This window comes from Herminiimonas sp. (assembly GCF_030645555.1).
Taxonomy (GTDB): domain Bacteria; phylum Pseudomonadota; class Gammaproteobacteria; order Burkholderiales; family Burkholderiaceae_D; genus Oxalicibacterium.
The window spans coordinates 1-19262 of sequence record NZ_JAUSME010000197.1 but is presented as its reverse complement, the minus strand read 5'-3'; the positions used below and the strand labels follow the sequence as shown (position 1 = coordinate 19262).

19 protein-coding genes and 1 tRNA gene are annotated in these 19262 nt (G+C 54.7%); 12 read left to right on the top strand and 8 right to left on the bottom strand.

What is annotated here, in order from left to right; all coding sequences use genetic code 11:
- Window positions 1–45: 45 nt before the first annotated feature.
- On the bottom strand, window positions 46–1248 hold the full coding sequence (locus Q7T06_RS07650; RefSeq protein WP_304782892.1) for an ammonium transporter: 1203 nt from the start codon (window positions 1246–1248) through the stop codon (window positions 46–48).
- 180 nt (window positions 1249–1428) lie between these two features.
- Between Q7T06_RS07650 and aat the strand changes: the two genes are divergently transcribed.
- From aat to Q7T06_RS07635, 3 genes are all read left to right on the top strand, one after another.
- On the top strand, window positions 1429–2160 hold the full coding sequence (aat, locus tag Q7T06_RS07645) for a leucyl/phenylalanyl-tRNA--protein transferase (protein ID WP_304782891.1): 732 nt from the start codon (window positions 1429–1431) through the stop codon (window positions 2158–2160).
- A gap of 67 nt (window positions 2161–2227) precedes the next feature.
- Entirely contained in the window at window positions 2228–2959 is a 732-nt protein-coding gene (locus Q7T06_RS07640; RefSeq protein ID WP_304782888.1) for an arginyltransferase, read from the top strand.
- Between the two features lie 95 nt (window positions 2960–3054).
- Window positions 3055–4104: a quinone-dependent dihydroorotate dehydrogenase gene (locus Q7T06_RS07635; protein ID WP_304782886.1), complete on the top strand. Its 1050-nt coding sequence runs from the start codon at window positions 3055–3057 to the stop codon at window positions 4102–4104.
- Between the two features lie 154 nt (window positions 4105–4258).
- Here Q7T06_RS07635 and clpA read toward each other — a convergent pair whose 3' ends face one another.
- Window positions 4259–6562, bottom strand: a complete 2304-nt coding sequence (clpA, locus tag Q7T06_RS07630; protein ID WP_304782884.1) for an ATP-dependent Clp protease ATP-binding subunit ClpA — start codon at window positions 6560–6562, stop codon at window positions 4259–4261.
- Window positions 6559–6867, bottom strand: a complete 309-nt coding sequence (gene clpS / locus Q7T06_RS07625) for an ATP-dependent Clp protease adapter ClpS (RefSeq protein ID WP_304782881.1) — start codon at window positions 6865–6867, stop codon at window positions 6559–6561. Before clpS ends, clpA begins: the two co-directional genes overlap by 4 nt.
- A 333-nt stretch (window positions 6868–7200) precedes the next feature.
- On the opposite strand from clpS, the gene Q7T06_RS07620 reads away from it, so the two are divergent.
- The gene (locus Q7T06_RS07620; protein ID WP_009665919.1) at window positions 7201–7404 is read left to right on the top strand and encodes a cold-shock protein; all 204 of its coding nucleotides are present in this window, start codon (window positions 7201–7203) and stop codon (window positions 7402–7404) included.
- 139 nt (window positions 7405–7543) lie between these two features.
- Here Q7T06_RS07620 and icd read toward each other — a convergent pair whose 3' ends face one another.
- A complete protein-coding gene (icd, locus tag Q7T06_RS07615; protein ID WP_304782853.1) occupies window positions 7544–8797 on the bottom strand; it encodes an NADP-dependent isocitrate dehydrogenase in 1254 nt (417 codons plus the stop codon).
- A gap of 282 nt (window positions 8798–9079) precedes the next feature.
- On the opposite strand from icd, the gene Q7T06_RS07610 reads away from it, so the two are divergent.
- Together Q7T06_RS07610 and Q7T06_RS07605 are read left to right on the top strand one after the other, a co-directional pair.
- On the top strand, window positions 9080–9640 hold the full coding sequence (locus Q7T06_RS07610) for a pseudouridine synthase (protein WP_304782849.1): 561 nt from the start codon (window positions 9080–9082) through the stop codon (window positions 9638–9640).
- Window positions 9641–9729: 89 nt separating this feature from the next.
- A complete protein-coding gene (locus Q7T06_RS07605; protein ID WP_304782846.1) occupies window positions 9730–10185 on the top strand; it encodes a DUF192 domain-containing protein in 456 nt (151 codons plus the stop codon).
- Between the two features lie 114 nt (window positions 10186–10299).
- Here Q7T06_RS07605 and rpsT read toward each other — a convergent pair whose 3' ends face one another.
- Window positions 10300–10563 carry a 30S ribosomal protein S20 gene (rpsT, locus tag Q7T06_RS07600; protein WP_011871840.1) on the bottom strand — a complete coding sequence of 88 codons (264 nt, stop codon included), beginning with the start codon at window positions 10561–10563 and terminating at the stop codon, window positions 10300–10302.
- A gap of 290 nt (window positions 10564–10853) precedes the next feature.
- On the opposite strand from rpsT, the gene murJ reads away from it, so the two are divergent.
- Together murJ and Q7T06_RS07590 are read left to right on the top strand one after the other, a co-directional pair.
- On the top strand, window positions 10854–12404 hold the full coding sequence (gene murJ, locus Q7T06_RS07595) for a murein biosynthesis integral membrane protein MurJ (RefSeq protein ID WP_304782841.1): 1551 nt from the start codon (window positions 10854–10856) through the stop codon (window positions 12402–12404).
- A 59-nt stretch (window positions 12405–12463) separates the two neighbouring features.
- On the top strand, window positions 12464–13303 hold the full coding sequence (locus Q7T06_RS07590) for a SirB1 family protein (RefSeq protein WP_304782838.1): 840 nt from the start codon (window positions 12464–12466) through the stop codon (window positions 13301–13303).
- Window positions 13304–13352: 49 nt separating this feature from the next.
- Here Q7T06_RS07590 and Q7T06_RS07585 read toward each other — a convergent pair whose 3' ends face one another.
- Window positions 13353–15266 carry an ATP-binding cassette domain-containing protein gene (locus Q7T06_RS07585; protein ID WP_304782835.1) on the bottom strand — a complete coding sequence of 638 codons (1914 nt, stop codon included), beginning with the start codon at window positions 15264–15266 and terminating at the stop codon, window positions 13353–13355.
- A gap of 160 nt (window positions 15267–15426) precedes the next feature.
- Between Q7T06_RS07585 and Q7T06_RS07580 the strand changes: the two genes are divergently transcribed.
- The 3 genes from Q7T06_RS07580 to Q7T06_RS07570 all read left to right on the top strand — a co-directional run bounded on the left by Q7T06_RS07580 (window position 15427) and on the right by Q7T06_RS07570 (window position 16901).
- Window positions 15427–15501: transfer RNA gene (locus tag Q7T06_RS07580), tRNA-Arg, on the top strand.
- Between the two features lie 125 nt (window positions 15502–15626).
- Window positions 15627–16025 carry a hypothetical protein gene (locus tag Q7T06_RS07575; RefSeq protein WP_304782831.1) on the top strand — a complete coding sequence of 133 codons (399 nt, stop codon included), beginning with the start codon at window positions 15627–15629 and terminating at the stop codon, window positions 16023–16025.
- A gap of 372 nt (window positions 16026–16397) precedes the next feature.
- Window positions 16398–16901, top strand: a complete 504-nt coding sequence (locus Q7T06_RS07570) for a glycine zipper 2TM domain-containing protein (RefSeq protein ID WP_304782828.1) — start codon at window positions 16398–16400, stop codon at window positions 16899–16901.
- 109 nt (window positions 16902–17010) lie between these two features.
- On the opposite strand, the gene Q7T06_RS07565 is transcribed toward Q7T06_RS07570, so the two are convergent.
- Window positions 17011–17706, bottom strand: coding sequence for a fumarylacetoacetate hydrolase family protein (locus tag Q7T06_RS07565; RefSeq protein ID WP_304782824.1), 696 nt, complete (start codon window positions 17704–17706; stop codon window positions 17011–17013).
- A gap of 279 nt (window positions 17707–17985) precedes the next feature.
- Between Q7T06_RS07565 and Q7T06_RS07560 the strand changes: the two genes are divergently transcribed.
- On the top strand, window positions 17986–18684 hold the full coding sequence (locus tag Q7T06_RS07560; protein WP_304782821.1) for a GntR family transcriptional regulator: 699 nt from the start codon (window positions 17986–17988) through the stop codon (window positions 18682–18684).
- A 29-nt stretch (window positions 18685–18713) separates the two neighbouring features.
- Here the strand turns inward: Q7T06_RS07560 and Q7T06_RS07555 are convergent.
- Window positions 18714–19262 (bottom strand): gamma-glutamyltransferase (locus Q7T06_RS07555; RefSeq protein ID WP_304782818.1); only part of this gene is annotated, 549 nt, incomplete at its 5' end.

Sequence of the window (19262 nt, the reverse complement as noted above, 5' to 3'; positions counted from 1 at the left end):
CGGCGCAATTGAATGCGCCGCCATTTTTCATGCTAGCTATCGCGGTTACCAGTAAGTTTCCCGTTCCGGCGTCGCGCTGACATGGTGTATCGACAGATCGGCGCCATTGAATTCCTGCTCGGGATCCATCCGTATACCCAGCGTCAGTTTCAACGCGCCATAAATCAGCGTACCGCCTGTCAATGCGATCGTGATCCCCAGCGCCGTGCCGAACAGCTGCGACATGAACGACACGCCGCCCAGGCCGCCGAGCGCCTGCAAGCCAAAAATTCCCGCCGCCAGTCCGCCCCATGCGCCGCACAAGCCGTGCAAAGGCCAGACACCCAGCACGTCATCTATCTTCCATTTGTTTTGCGTCCAGCCAAACATCCAGACAAAGATCAAGCCGCCTATCGTACCGGTGATCAAGGCCCCCATCGGGTGCATGACATTTGAGCCTGCACACACAGCCACCAGTCCTGCGAGCGGCCCGTTATGCACGTAGCCGGGATCGTTCTTGCCCGCCAGGAAGGCAGCCAATGTGCCACCCACCATCGCCATCAACGAGTTGACTGCAACCAGGCCATTCATCTCCCCTATCGTTTGCGCACTCATCACATTGAAGCCGAACCAGCCTACGGTGAGTATCCATGCGCCCAATGCGAGGAAGGGTATGCTGGATGGCGGATGCGCGGCGATCGTTCCTTCCTTGGTATAGCGTCCGCGCCGTGCGCCCAGCAGCAGGACGGCAGGCAAGGCGATCCAGCCGCCAAACGCATGCACGACTACCGAACCGGCAAAGTCATGGAAGTTGGCTCCGAATGTGAGTTTGAGCCAGGCCTGTATGCCGAAATGCTGATTCCATGCGATCCCTTCAAACAGCGGATAAACCAGCCCGACGATCAAGGCCGTCGCCAGCAGTTGCGGATTGAAGCGGGCGCGCTCGGCAATGCCGCCGGAAACAATCGCCGGTATCGCTGCTGCAAACGTCAGCAAAAAGAAGAATTTGACCAGCTCGAAGCCATTGCGCTGCGTCAGCACTTCAGCGCTGCTGAAAAAGCTGACGCCATAGGCAACGCTGTAACCGACGAAAAAATAGGCAATCGTCGATACGGCAAAATCGACTAATATTTTAACCAGTGCATTGACCTGGTTTTTCTTGCGCACCGTTCCCAGTTCAAGAAAAGCAAAGCCTGCGTGCATGGCTAAAACCATAATGGCACCGAGCATGATGAATAATGCGTCTGTGCCGCTTTTAAGTGCATCCATGCAAAAATCTCCCGATTAACGTGCAGAATAATAAATTGACGCACCACAAAAGCAAAAATCGTTCCATTTTGGTGATATTTACAAGCCCATGATTTTAAAAGCTAATTTTTTTCGATCTGGAAAAATCGGATATCACGCACCAAGGATGAGCAAGATAAAGAGCCAAAATGGGGAGGCCAGATGATTCCATGGCTGGAGGCAGACGACCCGTTTCCCAACGTGTCCAGCGCGCTGACCGAGGCTGATGGCGCTGCCGGCTTGCTGGCTGCGGGCGCAGATCTTTCGGCCGAACGCTTGCTGCTGGCTTATCGGCATGGCATTTTCCCCTGGTTTTCCGAAGGCCAGCCCATCCTGTGGTGGAGTACCGACCCGCGCATGGTGCTGTTTGTCGAAGATTTCAAAATCTCCGCTAGCCTGAAAAAAACCTTGAAGAAGATCCATCACAGCACTGTTTCCTATGGGCGCTGGCAAGTCCGCTTCGATCATGCGTTTGAAGATGTAATGCGTGCATGCGCAGCCCCGCGCAATGGCGAACCCGGCACCTGGATCTCCGACGAGATCATCGCCGGCTATGCCAGCTTGCACCGCCTCGGTTATGCGCACTCATCCGAACTGTGGCTCGATGGCGAACTGGTTGGCGGCGCATATGGTGTCAGCATAGGGAAGATGTTTTATGGCGAATCGATGTTTGCACGCGTCACCGATGCCTCAAAAATTGCGCTGGCCTACCTCGTCCACTTCCTGAAAAGCCGTGGAGTTTCGATGATAGACTGCCAGCAACAGACAGCGCATCTGGCATCGCTGGGCGCCGCGCCGATTTCGCGTTCTGAATTCGTTTCCCGCTTGCGACAGGCTGTCGATGCGCCGCAAATCAGTGACTGGAAACCAGGCGCCATGTTCGCAGTTGATTGAAAATGCACTTACATTGCAAGTCTGTCTGATATAAATTTAGCCGTCGAACCCGTACACGCAAGCCATCATGACGCACCCTAAAGAGCTTCCATTTTCCACACTGCAGTTCTATGCTACAGCGCCTTACCCATGCAGCTATCTGGATGGCCGGCAGGCGCGCTCGCAAGTTGCCACGCCTGCGCATTTGATCAATGCCGACGCCTACAGCGAGCTGGTCAAAAACGGCTTTCGCCGCAGCGGAGTATTTACCTATCGGCCCTACTGCGATGGCTGCCAGGCCTGCAAGCCGGTACGCATCAGGGTAGATGAATTTGTACCCAGTCGCAGTCAACGCCGCGCGCAGGCCAGACACGACAAGCTGCACACCTCGGTCACCAAGCTCGCCTACCTGCCCGAACATTATGAGCTCTACCTGCGCTATCAGACCGCAAGACACGCCGGCGGCGGCATGGACCAGGATAGCCGCGACCAGTACGCGCAATTTCTCTTGCAGAGCAAGGTGAATACCCGCCTGGTGGAGTTTCGCGAAGACGACGGAACCCTGCGCATGATCAGCATCATAGACGTGCTCGATGACGGCCTGTCTTCTGTCTATACCTTTTACGATCCTGACGTGGCGCATGCTTCCTACGGTACCTACAATGTACTGTGGCAAATCGAGCAAGCCAGGTTGCTGCAGATGCCATACATCTATCTCGGCTACTGGATCAAGCAAAGTCCGAAGATGTCATACAAGACGAACTTCCAGCCACTGGAAGCACTGCAACAAGGCGAATGGCGCTTGCTTGCAGGCGACTAAGCTGCAGACTCACGTTAAAATGCGGGCACATGAAAACCGACTGTCCCTACGATGGTCGGCATAACAGCCCTTGATTCACCAACCTGACTCTCACCGTGTCCGAAAAATTCCTCTACGCACTTGCACGCCCCTTCCTGTTTGCCCTCGATGCGGAGGCAGCACATAACCTGACGCTCCCGGCCCTGCGTCGCGCAGCGGCATGCGGATTGACATCATCCATAGCCAAGCCAGCCAGCGATCCACGCACGGTGATGGGCATCAGTTTTCCCAATCCGGTCGGCCTCGCCGCCGGACTGGACAAGGATGGCGCCTATATAGATGGCCTGGCGACGCTGGGCTTTGGCTACATCGAAGTCGGCACGGTGACCCCGCGTGCGCAGCCGGGTAATCCGATGCCGCGCATGTTTCGCCTGCCCAAGGCAAACGCGATCATCAACCGCATGGGATTCAACAACGGTGGCGTCGATGCCTTCGTCTCCAACGTGCAGGCATCGCGTTTCTATCAAAACAAGGAAGGCGTGCTTGGCTTGAATATCGGCAAGAATGCCGACACACCGATAGAGCGCGCAGTAGACGACTATCTGATTTGCCTGGAAAAAGTGTACCCGTACGCCAGCTATGTCACGGTCAATATTTCATCGCCCAATACGAAGAACCTGCGGCAATTGCAGGGTGCGTCCGAACTCGACGCGCTGCTGGCCAGGCTGAAGGAAGCACAACAGCGGCTCGCAGATCAACACCAGCGCTACGTCCCGATTGCGTTGAAGATTGCGCCGGACATAGACCAGGAACAAATCCAGACCATCGCGCAAGCGCTGCTGCGTCACAGGATGGATGGCGTGATCGCCACCAACACCACGATCAGCCGTGATGCCGTCAAGGATATGAAATATGGAGAAGAAACCGGCGGCTTGTCAGGCGCGCCGGTCTTCGAATTGTCCAACACCGTGATCCGGGCGCTGAAAAAAGAGTTGGGCGATGCCATCCCCATCATAGGCGTAGGCGGAATACTGTCTGGCGCAGATGCGAAAACGAAAGTCGATGCAGGCGCATCCCTGGTGCAGCTCTATACAGGCTTGATCTATCGTGGCCCGGGCTTGATACGGGAATGCGCTGCCGCCTTGCGTGCAGCGCCAGCAGCCTAGCCACGCATTCGATATGCGTATTTAATCTGCATGTTTATATGTCCTGCACTGCATGGACTTCAACCGGCAGTTGAAAAGCCGCTTGTATTTTCCCAATGAAAAAGCCCGGACCACATCATGGTCCGGGCTTTTTTGAGTGTGCGATCAAAGCTGCTTACTCGACTTCTATCGTTTCCTGGGCTGCCGCAGGTGGAGTGGCATCACCTACACCAAAGTCTAGTTTGACCTGATCTTTTTCATCCAGATCAACCGTTACCTTGCCGCCGGCAACCAGGCGACCGAACAGCAATTCATCTGCCAGCGCCTTGCGTATCATGTCCTGGATCAGACGTGACATAGGGCGTGCGCCCATCAACGGATCAAAGCCTTTCTTGGCGAGGAAGATGCGGAGCTTGTCGGTAAAGATCGCTTCCACTTTTTTCTCGTGCAATTGCTCTTCCAGCTGCATCAGGAACTTGTCGACCACGCGCAGGATGATTTCTTCATCCAGCGCGCGGAAGCTGATGATCGCATCCAGACGATTGCGGAACTCAGGCGTAAACATGCGCTTGATATCGGCCATCTCGTCGCCGGCTTCCTTCTTGTCGGTGAAGCCGATCGAACGCTTCTGCAAGCTCTCTGCACCGGCATTCGTCGTCATGATGATGATCACATTGCGGAAATCTGCCGTGCGGCCATTGTTATCCGTCAGCGTGCCATGATCCATCACCTGCAACAGGATATTGAAAATATCCGGATGCGCTTTTTCGATTTCATCCAGCAGCAGCACTGCATGCGGTTTCTTCGTGATCGCTTCAGTCAGCAAACCACCCTGGTCGAAACCGACATAACCCGGAGGTGCGCCGATCAAACGGCTCACCGCATGACGCTCCATGTATTCGGACATGTCGAAGCGGATCAGGTCTATGCCCAGGATGAACGCGAGTTGCTTGGCTGCCTCGGTTTTGCCGACGCCAGTCGGGCCGGAAAACAGGAAGGAACCTATCGGTTTGTCAGTTTTACCCAAACCGGCACGCGCCACCTTGATTGCCGATCCCAGCGCTTCAAGCGCAGGATCCTGACCAAACACGACATTCTTCAAATCGCGATCGATGGTCTGCAATTTGGAACGGTCGTCCTGATTGACGGTTTGTGCAGGGATGCGCGCGATCTTCGAAATGATGTCTTCGATTTCAGCCTTGCCTATGGTTTTCTTTTGCTTCGATTTCGGCAGGATGCGTTGCGCGGCACCCGCCTCATCGATCACGTCGATCGCCTTGTCGGGCAAATGGCGATCGTTGATGAAGCGCGCTGCCAGTTCAGCCGCTGACGTCAATGCCGAAGCTGAATATTTGACGCCATGATGTTCTTCAAACCGCGATTTCAAGCCACGCAGAATTTGTATGGTTTGCTCAACGGTAGGCTCATTGACATCTATCTTCTGGAAGCGACGCGACAGGGCATGGTCTTTTTCAAAGACACCGCGGAATTCGGTAAAGGTGGTCGCGCCTATGCACTTCAGCTGGCCATTCGACAATGCCGGCTTGAGCAGGTTGGATGCATCCAGCGTGCCACCGGACGCCGAACCGGCACCGATGATCGTATGGATTTCATCAATGAACAGAATACCGTCAGGGTTATCCTTCAACTGTTTCAGCACCGCTTTCAAACGCTGCTCGAAGTCGCCACGATATTTGGTCCCTGCCAGCAAAGCGCCCATGTCGAGTGAATACACTACGGCATTTTGCAATACTTCCGGCACATCGCCTTGCGTGACGCGCCATGCCAAGCCTTCGGCGATGGCAGTTTTTCCCACGCCGGCTTCGCCGACCAGCAGCGGATTGTTCTTGCGGCGACGGCACAAGGTCTGGATCACGCGTTCGACTTCCGCTTCACGCCCGATCAGGGGATCTATCTTGCCTTCGATGGCGAGTTTGTTCAGATTCTGCGTGAATTGATCCAGCGCGCTTTCTTTTTGCTGGCCCTCTGCCACAGGCACATCTTCCGCACCTTCAGAGCTTTTCTGTGCATCGATTTGCTGATCCTTGCGCACGCCGTGTGAAATGAAATTCACGACATCCAGGCGAGTCACGCCCTGCTGATGCAGGTAATAAACCGCGTGCGAATCCTTTTCACCAAAGATCGCGACCAGCACATTGGCGCCAGTCACTTCCTTCTTGCCATTCGATGCAGATTGAACATGCATGATGGCGCGCTGTATCACGCGCTGGAAACCAAGTGTGGGCTGGGTATCGACTTCTGCGGCACCCGGTACGGTCGGGGTATTGTCGCCGATGAAATTCGTCAGCGTTTTACGCAGATCCTCGATATTCACCGCGCAGGCACGCAAGACCTCAGCCGCCGAAGGATTATCCAGCAAGGCCAGGAGCAGGTGCTCAACGGTAATGAATTCATGACGCGCCTGTCTCGCTTCGACAAACGCCATGTGCAAACTAACTTCCAATTCCTGCGCAATCATACTTCCTCCATCACGCACTGCAGGGGGTGTCCTGCTTTTCGGGCGTGGCTCAAAACCAGCTCAACTTTCGTAGACGCAATATCCTTTGGATACACGCCACACATACCTTTTCCGTCGCGGTGAACCATGAGCATGATTTGCGTTGCTGCCTCACGATCTTTACTAAAGTACTCCTGAAGTATCATGACGACGAATTCCATCGGCGTGTAATCATCATTCAGCAATAACACCTTATACATTGAGGGCGGCTTGAGTTTTTGCTCTTGCCGCACAAGGACCGTACCATCATCGTGCTTAGTCGCCATGGATCTATTCTAATACGTTCGACCGTGTGCACAATGCCCGGAAGAACAGGGATACAAATTAAATTAATCTTACGCGTTTTCTGATGAAGATGCAGATGACGATCATCTGCAGAAATTCAAGGGCCGGCGATTTAAGCCGGAAAAATAAACTTGTAATTTCGCCACCAAACACCTTGACTTTTATATTTTTTGCGTAAAGAATGAATTCATTGACATGCTTGACAACAATGGCTTGTCAATATGAAGTGAGCAGGTTTTAGGAGGGGCAACGTTAAGCGAGGCTTCTTTCTTTTGCGGCTCGTGTGATTAAGTCTATATTAGAAAGACGCTTTTATGGCAACAGGTACAGTCAAGTGGTTCAACGATTCTAAAGGCTTCGGCTTTATCACTCCGGATGACGGCGGTGAAGATTTGTTCGCGCACTTTTCCGCAATCCAGATGAACGGCTTCAAGACGCTCAAAGAAGGTCAAAAAGTCCAGTTCGAAGTCACGCAAGGCCCTAAAGGCAAGCAAGCTTCCAACATTCAAGCTCCTTAATAAAGAGCTTTGTGAAAAACCCCGCTCCGGCGGGGTTTTTTTATGGGCGGGAACAAATGCGCCGGCCCATAAAAAAGCCGGACCCAGTCCGGCTTGCAAGAGGCGAGTCTCGCCTCTTGCCTAAAACAGCAGACAAGGATTACAGGTTGGCGATCATCTCCTGGCCAAAGCCGGAAGCCGAGACTTGTGTCGAGCCTTCCATCAGGCGGGCGAAATCGTAAGTCACTTTTTTGCCCGTGATCGATTTTTCCATCGCACTGATGATCAAGTCGGCCGCCTCTACCCATCCCATATGACGCAGCATCATCTCTGCCGAGAGTATCAGTGAACCAGGATTGACATAATCCTTGCCGGCATATTTTGGTGCAGTACCGTGCGTGGCTTCGAACATGGCCACTGAATCGGACATGTTGGCGCCTGGTGCAATGCCGATACCGCCCACCTGGGCCGCCAGCGCATCGGAAATGTAATCGCCATTCAGATTCAGGGTGGCAATCACGCTGTATTCATTCGGACGCAGCAAGATCTGCTGCAGGAAGGCGTCAGCGATCGAATCCTTGACGATGATTTCCTTGCCGGTTTTCGGATTCTTGAATGTGCACCATGGGCCGCCATTGATCAGCTCGGCACCGAATTCCTTTTGCGCCAGTGCATAAGCCCAGTCGCGAAAACCGCCTTCGGTGAATTTCATGATATTGCCCTTGTGGACAATGGTGACTGAAGGCTTGTCGTTATCGATTGCATACTGCAACGCCTTGCGCACCAGGCGCTCGGTGCCTTCGCGCGATACCGGCTTGATGCCGATGCCGGAGGTTTCAGGGAAACGAATGTTCTTGACGCCCATTTCCTTGATCAGGAAATTGATCAGTTTCTTTGCGCCTTCCGAGCCCTCTTCCCATTCGATGCCGGCATAGATATCTTCGGAATTTTCGCGGAATATCACCATGTCGGTTTTTTCCGGCTCACGTACCGGCGATGGCACGCCCTTGAAGTAACGCACCGGGCGCAGGCAAACATACAAATCCAGTTGCTGGCGCAATGCCACGTTCAGCGAACGTATGCCGCCACCGACCGGCGTGGTCAACGGCCCCTTGATCGACACGACGTAATCGCGGATCACGTCAAAGGTTTCTGCCGGCAGCCAGACGTCCGGACCGTACACCATAGTCGATTTTTCACCGGCGAAAATTTCCATCCAGCTGATCTTGCGTTTGCCGCCATATGCCTTGGCCACTGCAGCATCGACCACCTTGAGCATGACCGGGGTGACATCGACACCGGTGCCATCGCCCTCGATAAATGGAATGATAGGGTTGTCCGGCACATTCAGCGAAAAATCTGGATTGACTGTAATTTTTTTGCCGTCGGCAGGTACTTTAATGTGTTGGTACATCGTGGACTCCAGAATGTGCAGGAAAAGGCAAATACACGCGGGCAATTTGCCTGGAAAAGAATACCCAAGTCTTATATAAGACATAAGACTAACCCGCTTATTATGCCTTAGTATTTTGCTCAATGCCATGTTTTTGGCATCGCTGCACCTGACGCGCGGAACGCACAAAATCATTTATCCTCGCCTGCAGCCGCTTGCATGCCGGTTTTGATATCGCATCCGGCAAAATCTCTTTACCATCTGGGCTGCACACCCGCATTTGAAAAACTACACGCCTCAAACATGCCCCTGATACTGTTCAACAAACCCTTCCAGGTCATGTGCCAGTTTTCGCCACACCCTACGCGCGCGTCCCTTGCCAATTATCTGGACCTGCCCGATATTTATCCGGCCGGGCGGCTGGATGCAGATAGCGAAGGCTTGCTGCTGCTGACCGACGATGGCAGGTTGCAACATGCAATCAGCCACCCCGATCACAAGCAGACGAAAACCTATCTGGTGCAAGTCGAAGGCATACCTGAAGCCGACACGCTGGCGCGCTTGCGTGCGCCGCTGGATCTCGGCGATTTTGTCACGCAAGGCGGTACAGTCAAGCGGGTGCAGGAACCCGACTGGCTGTGGCCGCGCAATCCGCCGATACGCGAACGGGCCAACGCACCGACCAGCTGGCTGACGATCACGCTGGCAGAAGGCAAGAACCGGCAGGTAAGGCGCATGACCGGCGCCGTCGGCCACCCCACATTGCGCCTGGTCCGCATTGCGATAGGACCGATTTCGCTGCAGACGCATCCATTATTGCCGGGCGAATGGCGCGAAATTTCTCCCGCAGAATTGGGGCTTTAAAACCATCGCTGCATGCATCGACAACCCATTTTTTCAATTACACTCGTGCTGTTGCAACTCCACCCACACACTTGTCCAGACTTGGCCTCATGAATAAATTCCTTAGCACTTGCGCCGCGACGCTGGTTTTCGCCACTACATTTACTGCAAGCGCAGCGTTGGCGCAGCAAACCCAGAAATTTCAGGTCATTCCACTGACTGCGGGCATGCATGTGATCAAGGCCGAAGTGGTCGCCACTGAAGCCGAGCGCCAGCAAGGCTTGATGTTCCGTGAAAGCATGGCGCACAACGAAGGCATGGTGTTCCTCTTTGGCGCACCGGCAGGCGTTTGCATGTGGATGAAAAACACCTTGATTCCACTCTCGGTCGCCTTTATAGATGGCGATGGCAAGATCGTGAATATCGAAAACATGAAGCCGCAAAGCCTGGAATCGCATTGCTCGAAGCGGCCGGTACTTTATGCGCTGGAAATGAATGAAGGCTGGTTCAAGCAAAAAAACATCAAGCCAGGCAGCGTGATTGGCGGTTTGCCCAAGGACAGATAAGCAGTAATGCCAGCTTCATGAAAGCCGGGCGCAAATACAAAAACCCCGCATGATGAAAATCATGCGGGGTTTTTGCTTGCTTTGATGCTGCAGTAACGCAGCATCAAGAATTTATTAAGCCAGCGCTTTCAAAGCAGCTGCAAGGCGGCTTTTATGACGTGCTGCCTTGTTTTTGTGGATGATCTTTTTGTCAGCAATACGATCGATCGTCGACACGGAAGCCAGGAAGACTTGCGCTGCAGCTGTCTTGTCGCCAGCTTCAATCGCTTTGCGAACAGCTTTGACTGCTGTACGCAAGGTGGAACGCTGGCTGGAGTTGTGAGCGTTTTGCTTGACTGCTTGACGAGCGCGCTTGCGTGCTTGTGCGGTATTTGCCATGAATATTATTTCCTAAAACAGGGTCGACGCGCATTCGCAAACACGCATTAGTGAGACAGAATTCTGTGAAGCTTCGGATTATAGCGGCATTTTGCAAATCAGGCAAATGGATGCTGCAATGCCTGCGGGATTGGTGCAACTGACGCTGCCTGACACCCAAATTTGTATCCTAAAGACAACGATTTTACTGTCTAAACCGTCGCCATTCTAGCAAACAAGATGCACAGCAGCAGGCTCAGCGCTGGAATCCTTATCCCATAGCATAGAGGCAACAGCTATAATTCCGCTCCATGAACTTGCACAAAACGCTAGCAGCAGTCTCCGGCATGACGATGGTTTCCCGTGTAACGGGGTTGATCCGCGAAATCCTGTTTGCACGTGCATTTGGCGCCTCCGCCTATACCGATGCATTCAATATCGCATTCCGCATCCCCAATCTGCTGCGTCGCCTGTTTGCCGAAGGTGCTTTTGCGCAGGCATTCGTACCTATACTGGCCGAATACAAGAGCCAGAAAGGCGAGGAGGCGACCAAAAGCCTGGTCGACCATGTCGCCACAGTCCTGATGTGGACGATGCTGCTTACTTGCGTGATCGGCATCATCGCCGCCCCGTTTGTCGTTTACCTGATCGCAACCGGCCTCAAATCCAATCCAGCCGTGTTTGATGCATCGGTCTGGATGACGCGCATCATGTTTCCGTATATCGCCTTCATGTCCTTCGTGGCGCTCAGCGGCGGCATATTGAATACCTGGCGGGAATTCAAGATACCCGCCTTCACGCCGGTCTTGCTGAACCTCGCCTTCATCGCCGCCACGCTGTTCCTCGCGCCCTACCTCGACACCCCGATATATGCGATGGCGATTGCGGTGGTGGTCGGCGGCATTTTGCAAATGTCTATCCAGATCCCTGCCCTTTTGAAGATCGGCATGCTGCCCAGGCTGTCACGCAATCCCTTCGCCTGCCTGGGTGATGCCGGCGTGCGCAAGATATTGCGCAAAATGGGACCAGCGGTGTTTGCGGTTTCCGCTGCGCAAATCAGCCTGATGATCAACACCAATATCGCTTCCCGCCTGGAAAGCGGCAGCGTGTCGTGGCTGTCGTATGCCGATCGCCTGATGGAATTCCCGACCGCCTTGCTCGGTGTCGCGCTGGGGACCATTCTGCTGCCCAGTTTGTCGAAAGCGAATTTCGAGGGCAACAAGGAGGAATACTCATCCTTGCTGGACTGGGGCTTGCGCCTTACCTTCCTGCTCGCGCTGCCTTGTGCCGTCGGCCTGGCAACCATATCGGAACCGCTGACGGCGACACTGTTCCATTACGGTAAATTCGATGCAGTATCGGTCGCGATGACATCGAAAGCCTTGATCGCCTACGGCGTCGGCTTGATAGGCTTGATACTGGTGAAGATACTGGCGCCCGGATTCTATGCGCAACAAAACATCAAAACCCCGGTCAAAATCGCCATCGGCGTACTGATCGCAACGCAATTGATGAACCTGCTCTTCGTACCATGGATAGCGCACGCCGGCCTGGCACTATCGATAGGACTGGGCGCATGCCTGAATGCAGGCTTTTTGTACCGCGGCCTGAAGCGGCGCGGCATCTATACCGCATTGCCGGGCTGGCGCATGTTCCTCATCCGTCTGGCCGGTGCGCTGTTCCTGATGGCTGGCGTGGCCTTGTGGGTAGCCGGACATTTCGACTGGGTCGAATTGCGCGCCTTCCCGTTCCGCCGCATAGGCGCATTGCTACTCGTGATGACGGCATGCGGGGTAAGCTATTTTGGTGCCTTGCTGGCAATGGGATTCCGCTTCCGGGATTTCAAGCGGATCAGCAACTGAACACAGCAACTTGAACGTGCATCTGTACATTCGCAGCATCCTCGCTATGATGGAGGCATATGACGATCAAAACTCTAGAATACTTTTCCACGCTGGTGCAGCAGGACGACAGCATTCCATTGTTTGAAGCTGCGCTGGCGATTGCGCAGGATGCCGAACCTGACCTTGACCTGGCCGCACTGGAAGAGGAAGTCGACACCCTGGCAGCCAAACTCAGGCAGCGCCTGCCTGAAGACGCCTCGCACCTGCAAAAATTGCGGATGCTGAATCATTATTTTTACAATGAGCTAGGCTTCAGCGGCAACGTCAACGATTACTACAATCCCGACAACAGTTATCTGCATCGCGTGCTCAGCACCCGGCGCGGGATACCGATCTCGCTCGCGATCCTGTATATGGAACTGGCGCAACAGATCGATCTGGAGGTACAGGGCATTTCATTTCCCGGACACTTCCTGATGAAGCTTTCGGTGCAATCGGGCCAGGTCGTGCTGGACCCGTTCAACGGCTCCAGCCTGTCGCGCGAAGAACTGGAAGACCGGGTTGAGCCTTACATACAGCAACAGGATTTCCCGGATGATTTTCAGTTCAACGCCTACCTCGACGCAGCCAGCCCACGCGACATCCTGGTACGCATGCTGCGCAACCTGAAGATACTGTTCATGCAGCAGGAACAATGGCAACGCCTGCTGGAAGTGCAGCAAAGACTGATGATTTTATTGCCGCGTGAAATTACCGAACAGCGCGATCGCGGCCTGGCCTATGCCAACCTCGAATGCCCGCAAGCCGCCTTGCAGGATCTGGAAGCCTACATAGAACAGCGTCCGTATGCGATGGATAATGCAGAATTGCGCGCCAGACTGCCCGAACTGCGGGAAGCGATAGGCCGCTTGAACTAGACAGTCATTCCCGTTTGCACGGGAATGACAACTTGGCGAGACGTACGGCTTAGCCCTGCCCGCGCGCCTCGATGACTTCCCATTTTTCCAGCGCTTCCAGCAACAGGCCATCGATTTCGGCAAAGCGCTGGTTCAGGCGTTTGGCTTCATCCGGCTGCTTGGTATAAATGCCGGCATCAGCCAGTTTTTCGGTGATCGCTTTCTGTTCTTCTTCCAGCTGCGCAATCAGGACGGGCAGCGCATCCATCTCGCGCTGCTCCTTGTAACTGAGCTTTTTCTGCTTGACCGCAGGTGCGGCTTGCGTTGATACCGCTTCCGTTTTGGCATCCGGTTTTGCTGCGCCTTTCGGTGCACCGGCTGGCGTGGTTGCAGGACGCACACGTTCCCAATCGCTGTAACCGCCGATATATTCGCGCCACATGCCATTGCCTTCAGCCACGATCACTTGCGTGACGACGTTATCGAGGAAGGTACGGTCATGGCTGACCAGGAACACGGTGCCCTTGTACTCTTCCAGCAATTCTTCCAGCAATTCCAGCGTATCGATATCCAGATCGTTGGTCGGTTCATCCAGCACCAGCACATTGGCCGGCTTGGCAAACAGACGCGCCAGCAGCAGACGGTTGCGCTCGCCGCCTGACAGCGACTTGACCGGTGAACGCGCGCGTTCCGGTGCAAACAGGAAATCATTCAGGTAGGTCATCACGTGCTTGCGCTGACCGTTGATCTCGACCCAGTCGCTGCCCGGTGCAATCGTGTCTGCCAGGCTGGCATTTTCATCGAGTTGCGCGCGCATCTGGTCGAAATACGCGATCTGCAATTTGGTGCCCTGCTTGACGGTGCCTGAATCCGGTTCCTCTTCGCCCAGTATCATTTTCAGCAGCGTGGTCTTGCCCGCGCCGTTCAAGCCGATCAAGCCTATCTTGTCGCCGCGCAGCAATGTTGCGCTGAAATCCTTGACGATCACTTTATCGCCATACGATTTATTGATGTGTTCGAGTTCCGCCACGATCTTGCCGGAGCGCTCGCCCGCAGAAACATCGAGCTTGACCTGGCCTTGCTGGTCACGACGCGCGCTGCGCGACAGACGCAAGGCTTCCAGGCGGCGTACACGGCCTTCGTCACGGGTACGGCGGGCCTGCACTCCCTTGCGTATCCAGACTTCTTCCTGCGCGAGGAATTTGTCGAACTTGGCATTTTCGACTTCTTCGATTTCGAGTTGCTCGGCCTTGCGCACCTGATACGCGCTGAAGTTGCCCGGGAACGACAGCAAGCGGCCGCGATCGAGTTCTATGATGCGTGTGGCGACGTTATCGAGGAAGCTGCGATCATGGGTAATGAACAAGACGCTGCCCTTGTAGTCGCGCAGCAAACCTTCCAGCCAAAGAATAGATGTGAAATCCAGATGGTTGGTCGGCTCATCGAGCAGCAGCACATCCGGCGCACTGACCAGTGCACAGGCCAGCGCCACGCGTTTTTGCATGCCGCCCGACAGCGTGCCCATCAATGCATCCTTGACCAGATTGAGCCGGTCCAGCGTGGCTTCGACCTTGTTGTTCAAATTCCATGCATCGGCCGCATCCAGCTTGACCTGTATTTCATGCATGCGCTCCATCAGCGCATCATCATTGTCGCCGCCGAACTGGCCGGTCAGCGCATCGTATTCCGTCAGCAGCGCCTGCATTTCACCCATGCCGGAAGCCACCGCATCGAACACCGACATCTCCGGTGAAAAGTGCGGCTCCTGCTCGACGTAGGCGATCTTGATCCCTTGTTGCATGACCAACAAGCCATCATCGAGCCTGGATTGTCCGGAAATCACCTTCAGCAAAGAAGACTTGCCGGTGCCGTTGCGCCCGATCAAACCCACGCGCTCCGTGGTTTCCAGGGAAAACTCCGCATGATCGAGCAACGGGACGTGACCGAACGCGAGCTGCGCGTTCGAGAGGGAAATGACTGCCATAAATACCTGAAGGTGTGAGGCCGGCGTGCGAATGCAGGCGACCAATTAAAAGAATGAAGTCAGCATTGTACCGATAGCGGCGACTATCTCGCCATTCTTTGCCATATCGTCAGCTATAATCCCGGTCGGAAGCGAACTAACCTTGTTTGCTTTCGCGCGTCTCGCCGTAGTTCAATGGATAGAACGAGTGCCTCCTAAGCGCTAGATATGGGTCCGATTCCCGTCGGCGGGACCACCCCTCAGATGCATACACTCCAGCAATAGATACGGATAAACAAGCGCATCGGATGTGATGCAAAGTGTTACGCGCAGAGCAATCCATGCCCACATGATGCAGCCACTAAAAATCGAGAGTAATCCATGAGCTATGCCCACATCGCCATTTTGATCGTGCTACTGGGTGTTTTCTTTTTTTACAAAAAAGCCAGGCACAGGCAAGCTGCCATCCGCGCCGAAGCAGTAAAGAATTACCAGGCCCTGAAACACACAGTGTTGCTGTGGCACAGTGACCGGACAAACGACTCTCTTGCCGAGCAGGCAAAGCAGGCTGCCGCCATCCACCGCGAGCGGGCAAGAAACTGTACATTGCTGGGACAAGTGAAATTCAGCCCTGACCATCACGAATATTTGACTACATACAAAAAGCTGATAGCTGCAGATCAATTGGCAACTGTCGCGGGATCAGGCACGGGTAGTGATGCAAGCGAGCTGGCCACATTCGATGCGGCACTGGCCGAGCTGGATGCCTTGAGCCAGTGATGAACAGCTGATCAGTCCGCACTGATACCCAAGTTCAATAACATATCCGATAACTGCTGCAATTAGCTGCGGCAGAAAGCCCCATTTCTCCCCCATCAGTGCACCAGGCTGCGACCAAGGATCATGGCTGCTCTTGCGCCACGCGCCTGCGCTGTCCCGCCAGCCAAGCGACTGGCCGCAAGCCACCGGCATCCCCTGTTACCAGCCACACATCTTTTTACATTCTTTCCTGGCACTGAGCGCTCGCTCGTATGGTCTGTACTGCAGCTTTCTGAAAATATCAGTGTCCGATGGTGCGCTAGCGCACTGAGCGACCGTCCAGCCCCGGCTAGTCTTGTACGGTTGAAACTACAATTACCCAATGGAGTCATCATGAAAAAAAATCAAACGCTCGCTATCGTCGCCATCCTTTCTGCAACCGTACTTGCTGGTTGCGCCACGCCTAATTTTTCTGACCCGGGCGCCAATCAGTATCCGCAGTCGCAGACCCAGACCCAGTATCCTCAACAGCAGCAATCGAATGCACCTGCCTACAACTCGGCGTATGGCGTGGTGGACTCGATCCAGCTTGCCCAGCAAACTACCGGCACTAGCGGCATAGGTGCCGGAGCAGTCGTGGGCGGCGTGGTCGGTGGCGTACTGGGTAACCAGGTCGGCAAGGGTACAGGACGCGATGTGGCAACTGTCGCCGGTGTCGTCGGCGGCGCGCTGGTCGGCAACCAGATCCAGAAAAGCAATCAGCAGACGCGCGACGTCTATCAGGTAGGCATACGCCTCGATAACGGCGCTTATCAAACGATGACGCTCGACAGCGTAGGTGATCTGCGCGTGGGCAATCGCGTACGCATCGAAAACGGCCGCGTCTACCGTTATTGATTTCAGCCATGCTGACTGGATGACTCCAGACACCTGAGCGCCAGGTCGCAAAAAAGCCCGCTTCATTCAAATGAAGCGGGCTTTTTACATATGTGGACAGGGAGCCGGCTTACACGATACGGAGGCGCAATTTTCCCAGGCCTTCGATCTCACCCTCCATCAGATCGCCCTTGCTTAATGCCGCCACGCCAGCCGGCGTCCCCGTCATGATCAGGTCGCCCGGCTGCAGCAGGAAATATTGCGACAGGAAGAGGATCATTTCTTCTATGCTCCAGATCAGCTTGTCGACCGTACTTTTTTGCCGGGTATGGCCATTCACGCGCAACTCGATGGCGCGACTACCCACCGTACCTATATCCGTGGCCGGATGTATCGGACCTATAGGCGCCGACTGCTCAAAGGCCTTGCCGGTATCCCACGGGCGGCGCAGGCTTTTTGCTTCTGCCTGCAGATCGCGGCGCGTCATGTCGAGCCCGATCGCGTAGCCCCACACGTGCTGCATCGCATCCGCTGCAGCTATATCCTTGCCCGCCTTGCCGATTGCGACCACCAGTTCCAGTTCGTATTGATAATCTGCTGTCATCACCGGATAAGGCAACTCGGCGACCGTGTCATAAGCGACCGGGAAAACCGCATCGGCCGGTTTCATGAAAAAGAAGGGCGGCTCCCTGCCCGTTCCACCCATTTCTATCGCATGCTCGACATAGTTACGTCCGACGCAATAAATGCGATGCACCGGAAACAGTGCATCGGTACCAAGCACGGGAAGCACGGCGGGCGGCAAGACAGGTACGACAAATTGCATGACTGCTCCTCATGAAAAAATGACAGCGGCGCACAGAAAGTAAAAAATATTGCGATTACCCAGCGCCAATAAACAGAATGCGATTATGCCATCGGCGCATACCTACCATCCTCAGGCGGGCAGGCGCTTTTTTTGCTTGGTGAATAGTGCTGATATTAAAACTGATATCCAAAACTGCCAGCACCGGATTAATTCCAGTGCAGGCAAGGACGGATCGTATAATCAAAACCCGTTACCGCAAGATCTCGTGCAACAGAAGCGCTATTTTCAGGGTAGATCATGATTACAGAAGAACAAATACAGGCATTGCAGTCTGAAATGGAAGGTAATGGCGAAAACCAGGCGCAGATGGCTTATCGCATCCTGGAAGAAATGATCGTCACGCTGAAGCTTCCGCCGGGCAGCAAGATATCGGAGAAAGCCTTGAACCGCTCGCTGGGCTTTGGCCGCACGCCGCTGCGGGAAGCGCTGCAGCGCCTGGCCATAGAAGGCAACGTCAAAATCCTGCCGCGTTCCGGCGTGATCGTGTCAGAGATAGACCTGGCCGATCAATTGAACATGATAGAAGTGCGGCGCGAACTGGAAAAAATCATTGCCGGCCGTGCTGCGCGTCTGGCGATGGAAGACCAGCGCCGCGTATTTGCAAAACTGGCGGTCGACTTCGACCGTGCCGCAGAAAAAAATGACAGCACGCTCTTCATCGAAACGGACAGGGAATTCAACAGCTTGTGCATAGAGACTGCGCAAAACAAGTACGTCTCTTACGCCATCGGCCCGATAGAAGCGCAAACCCGGCGCTTCTGGTATCTGCACTTCAAGCGCTTTGGCGACCTGGCGCGCGTGGCGCAATTGCATGCGCATATAGCACGGGCGATTGCCGCCAACGACGAAGCCGCCGCGCGCGACGCCTCGGACAGACTGATCGACTATGTGGAAGAATACACGCGCAAAACGCTGCAGTTCATGGGCGGCCTGTAGCCGCTGCAAGCGCTGCAGCGCTACAAACATTAAAAACCGGCCACCGTGCCGTTGCTGCGCGGATCAAAGCCGCCGTCGAATATCCCGGAAGGATGGCGCACGATGGCGCCGGCATGGCCGACCATTTCATCGAACTCGGCAATCACATCCACTTCATGACCTAGCGCTTTCAAGCCATTGATGACTTCCGGCTTGAAGCGGCTTTCCAGCTTCAGCGACTCCGAGCTTTCCCCCCAGGTACGGCCCAGCAGCCAGCGCGGCGCCGTGATCGCTTGTTGCGCAGATTGATTGAATACCGCATAGCGGGTAAATACTGCGGCCTGCGTTTGCGGCTGACCGTCGCCACCCATGGTTCCATACACCATGGTGCGGCCATCGCCGAGACGTGCCAGCGCAGGATTGAGCGTATGGAAGGGTTTTTTACCCGGCAGCAAGGCATTCAAATGTTGCGGATCCAGTGAGAATGAGCAGCCGCGGTTTTGCCAGTTGATGCCGGTGCGCGGCAAGACCACGCCGCTGCCGAACTCGTGATAAATGCTTTGTATGAAAGAAACCGCGCGCCCTTCACCATCAATGAC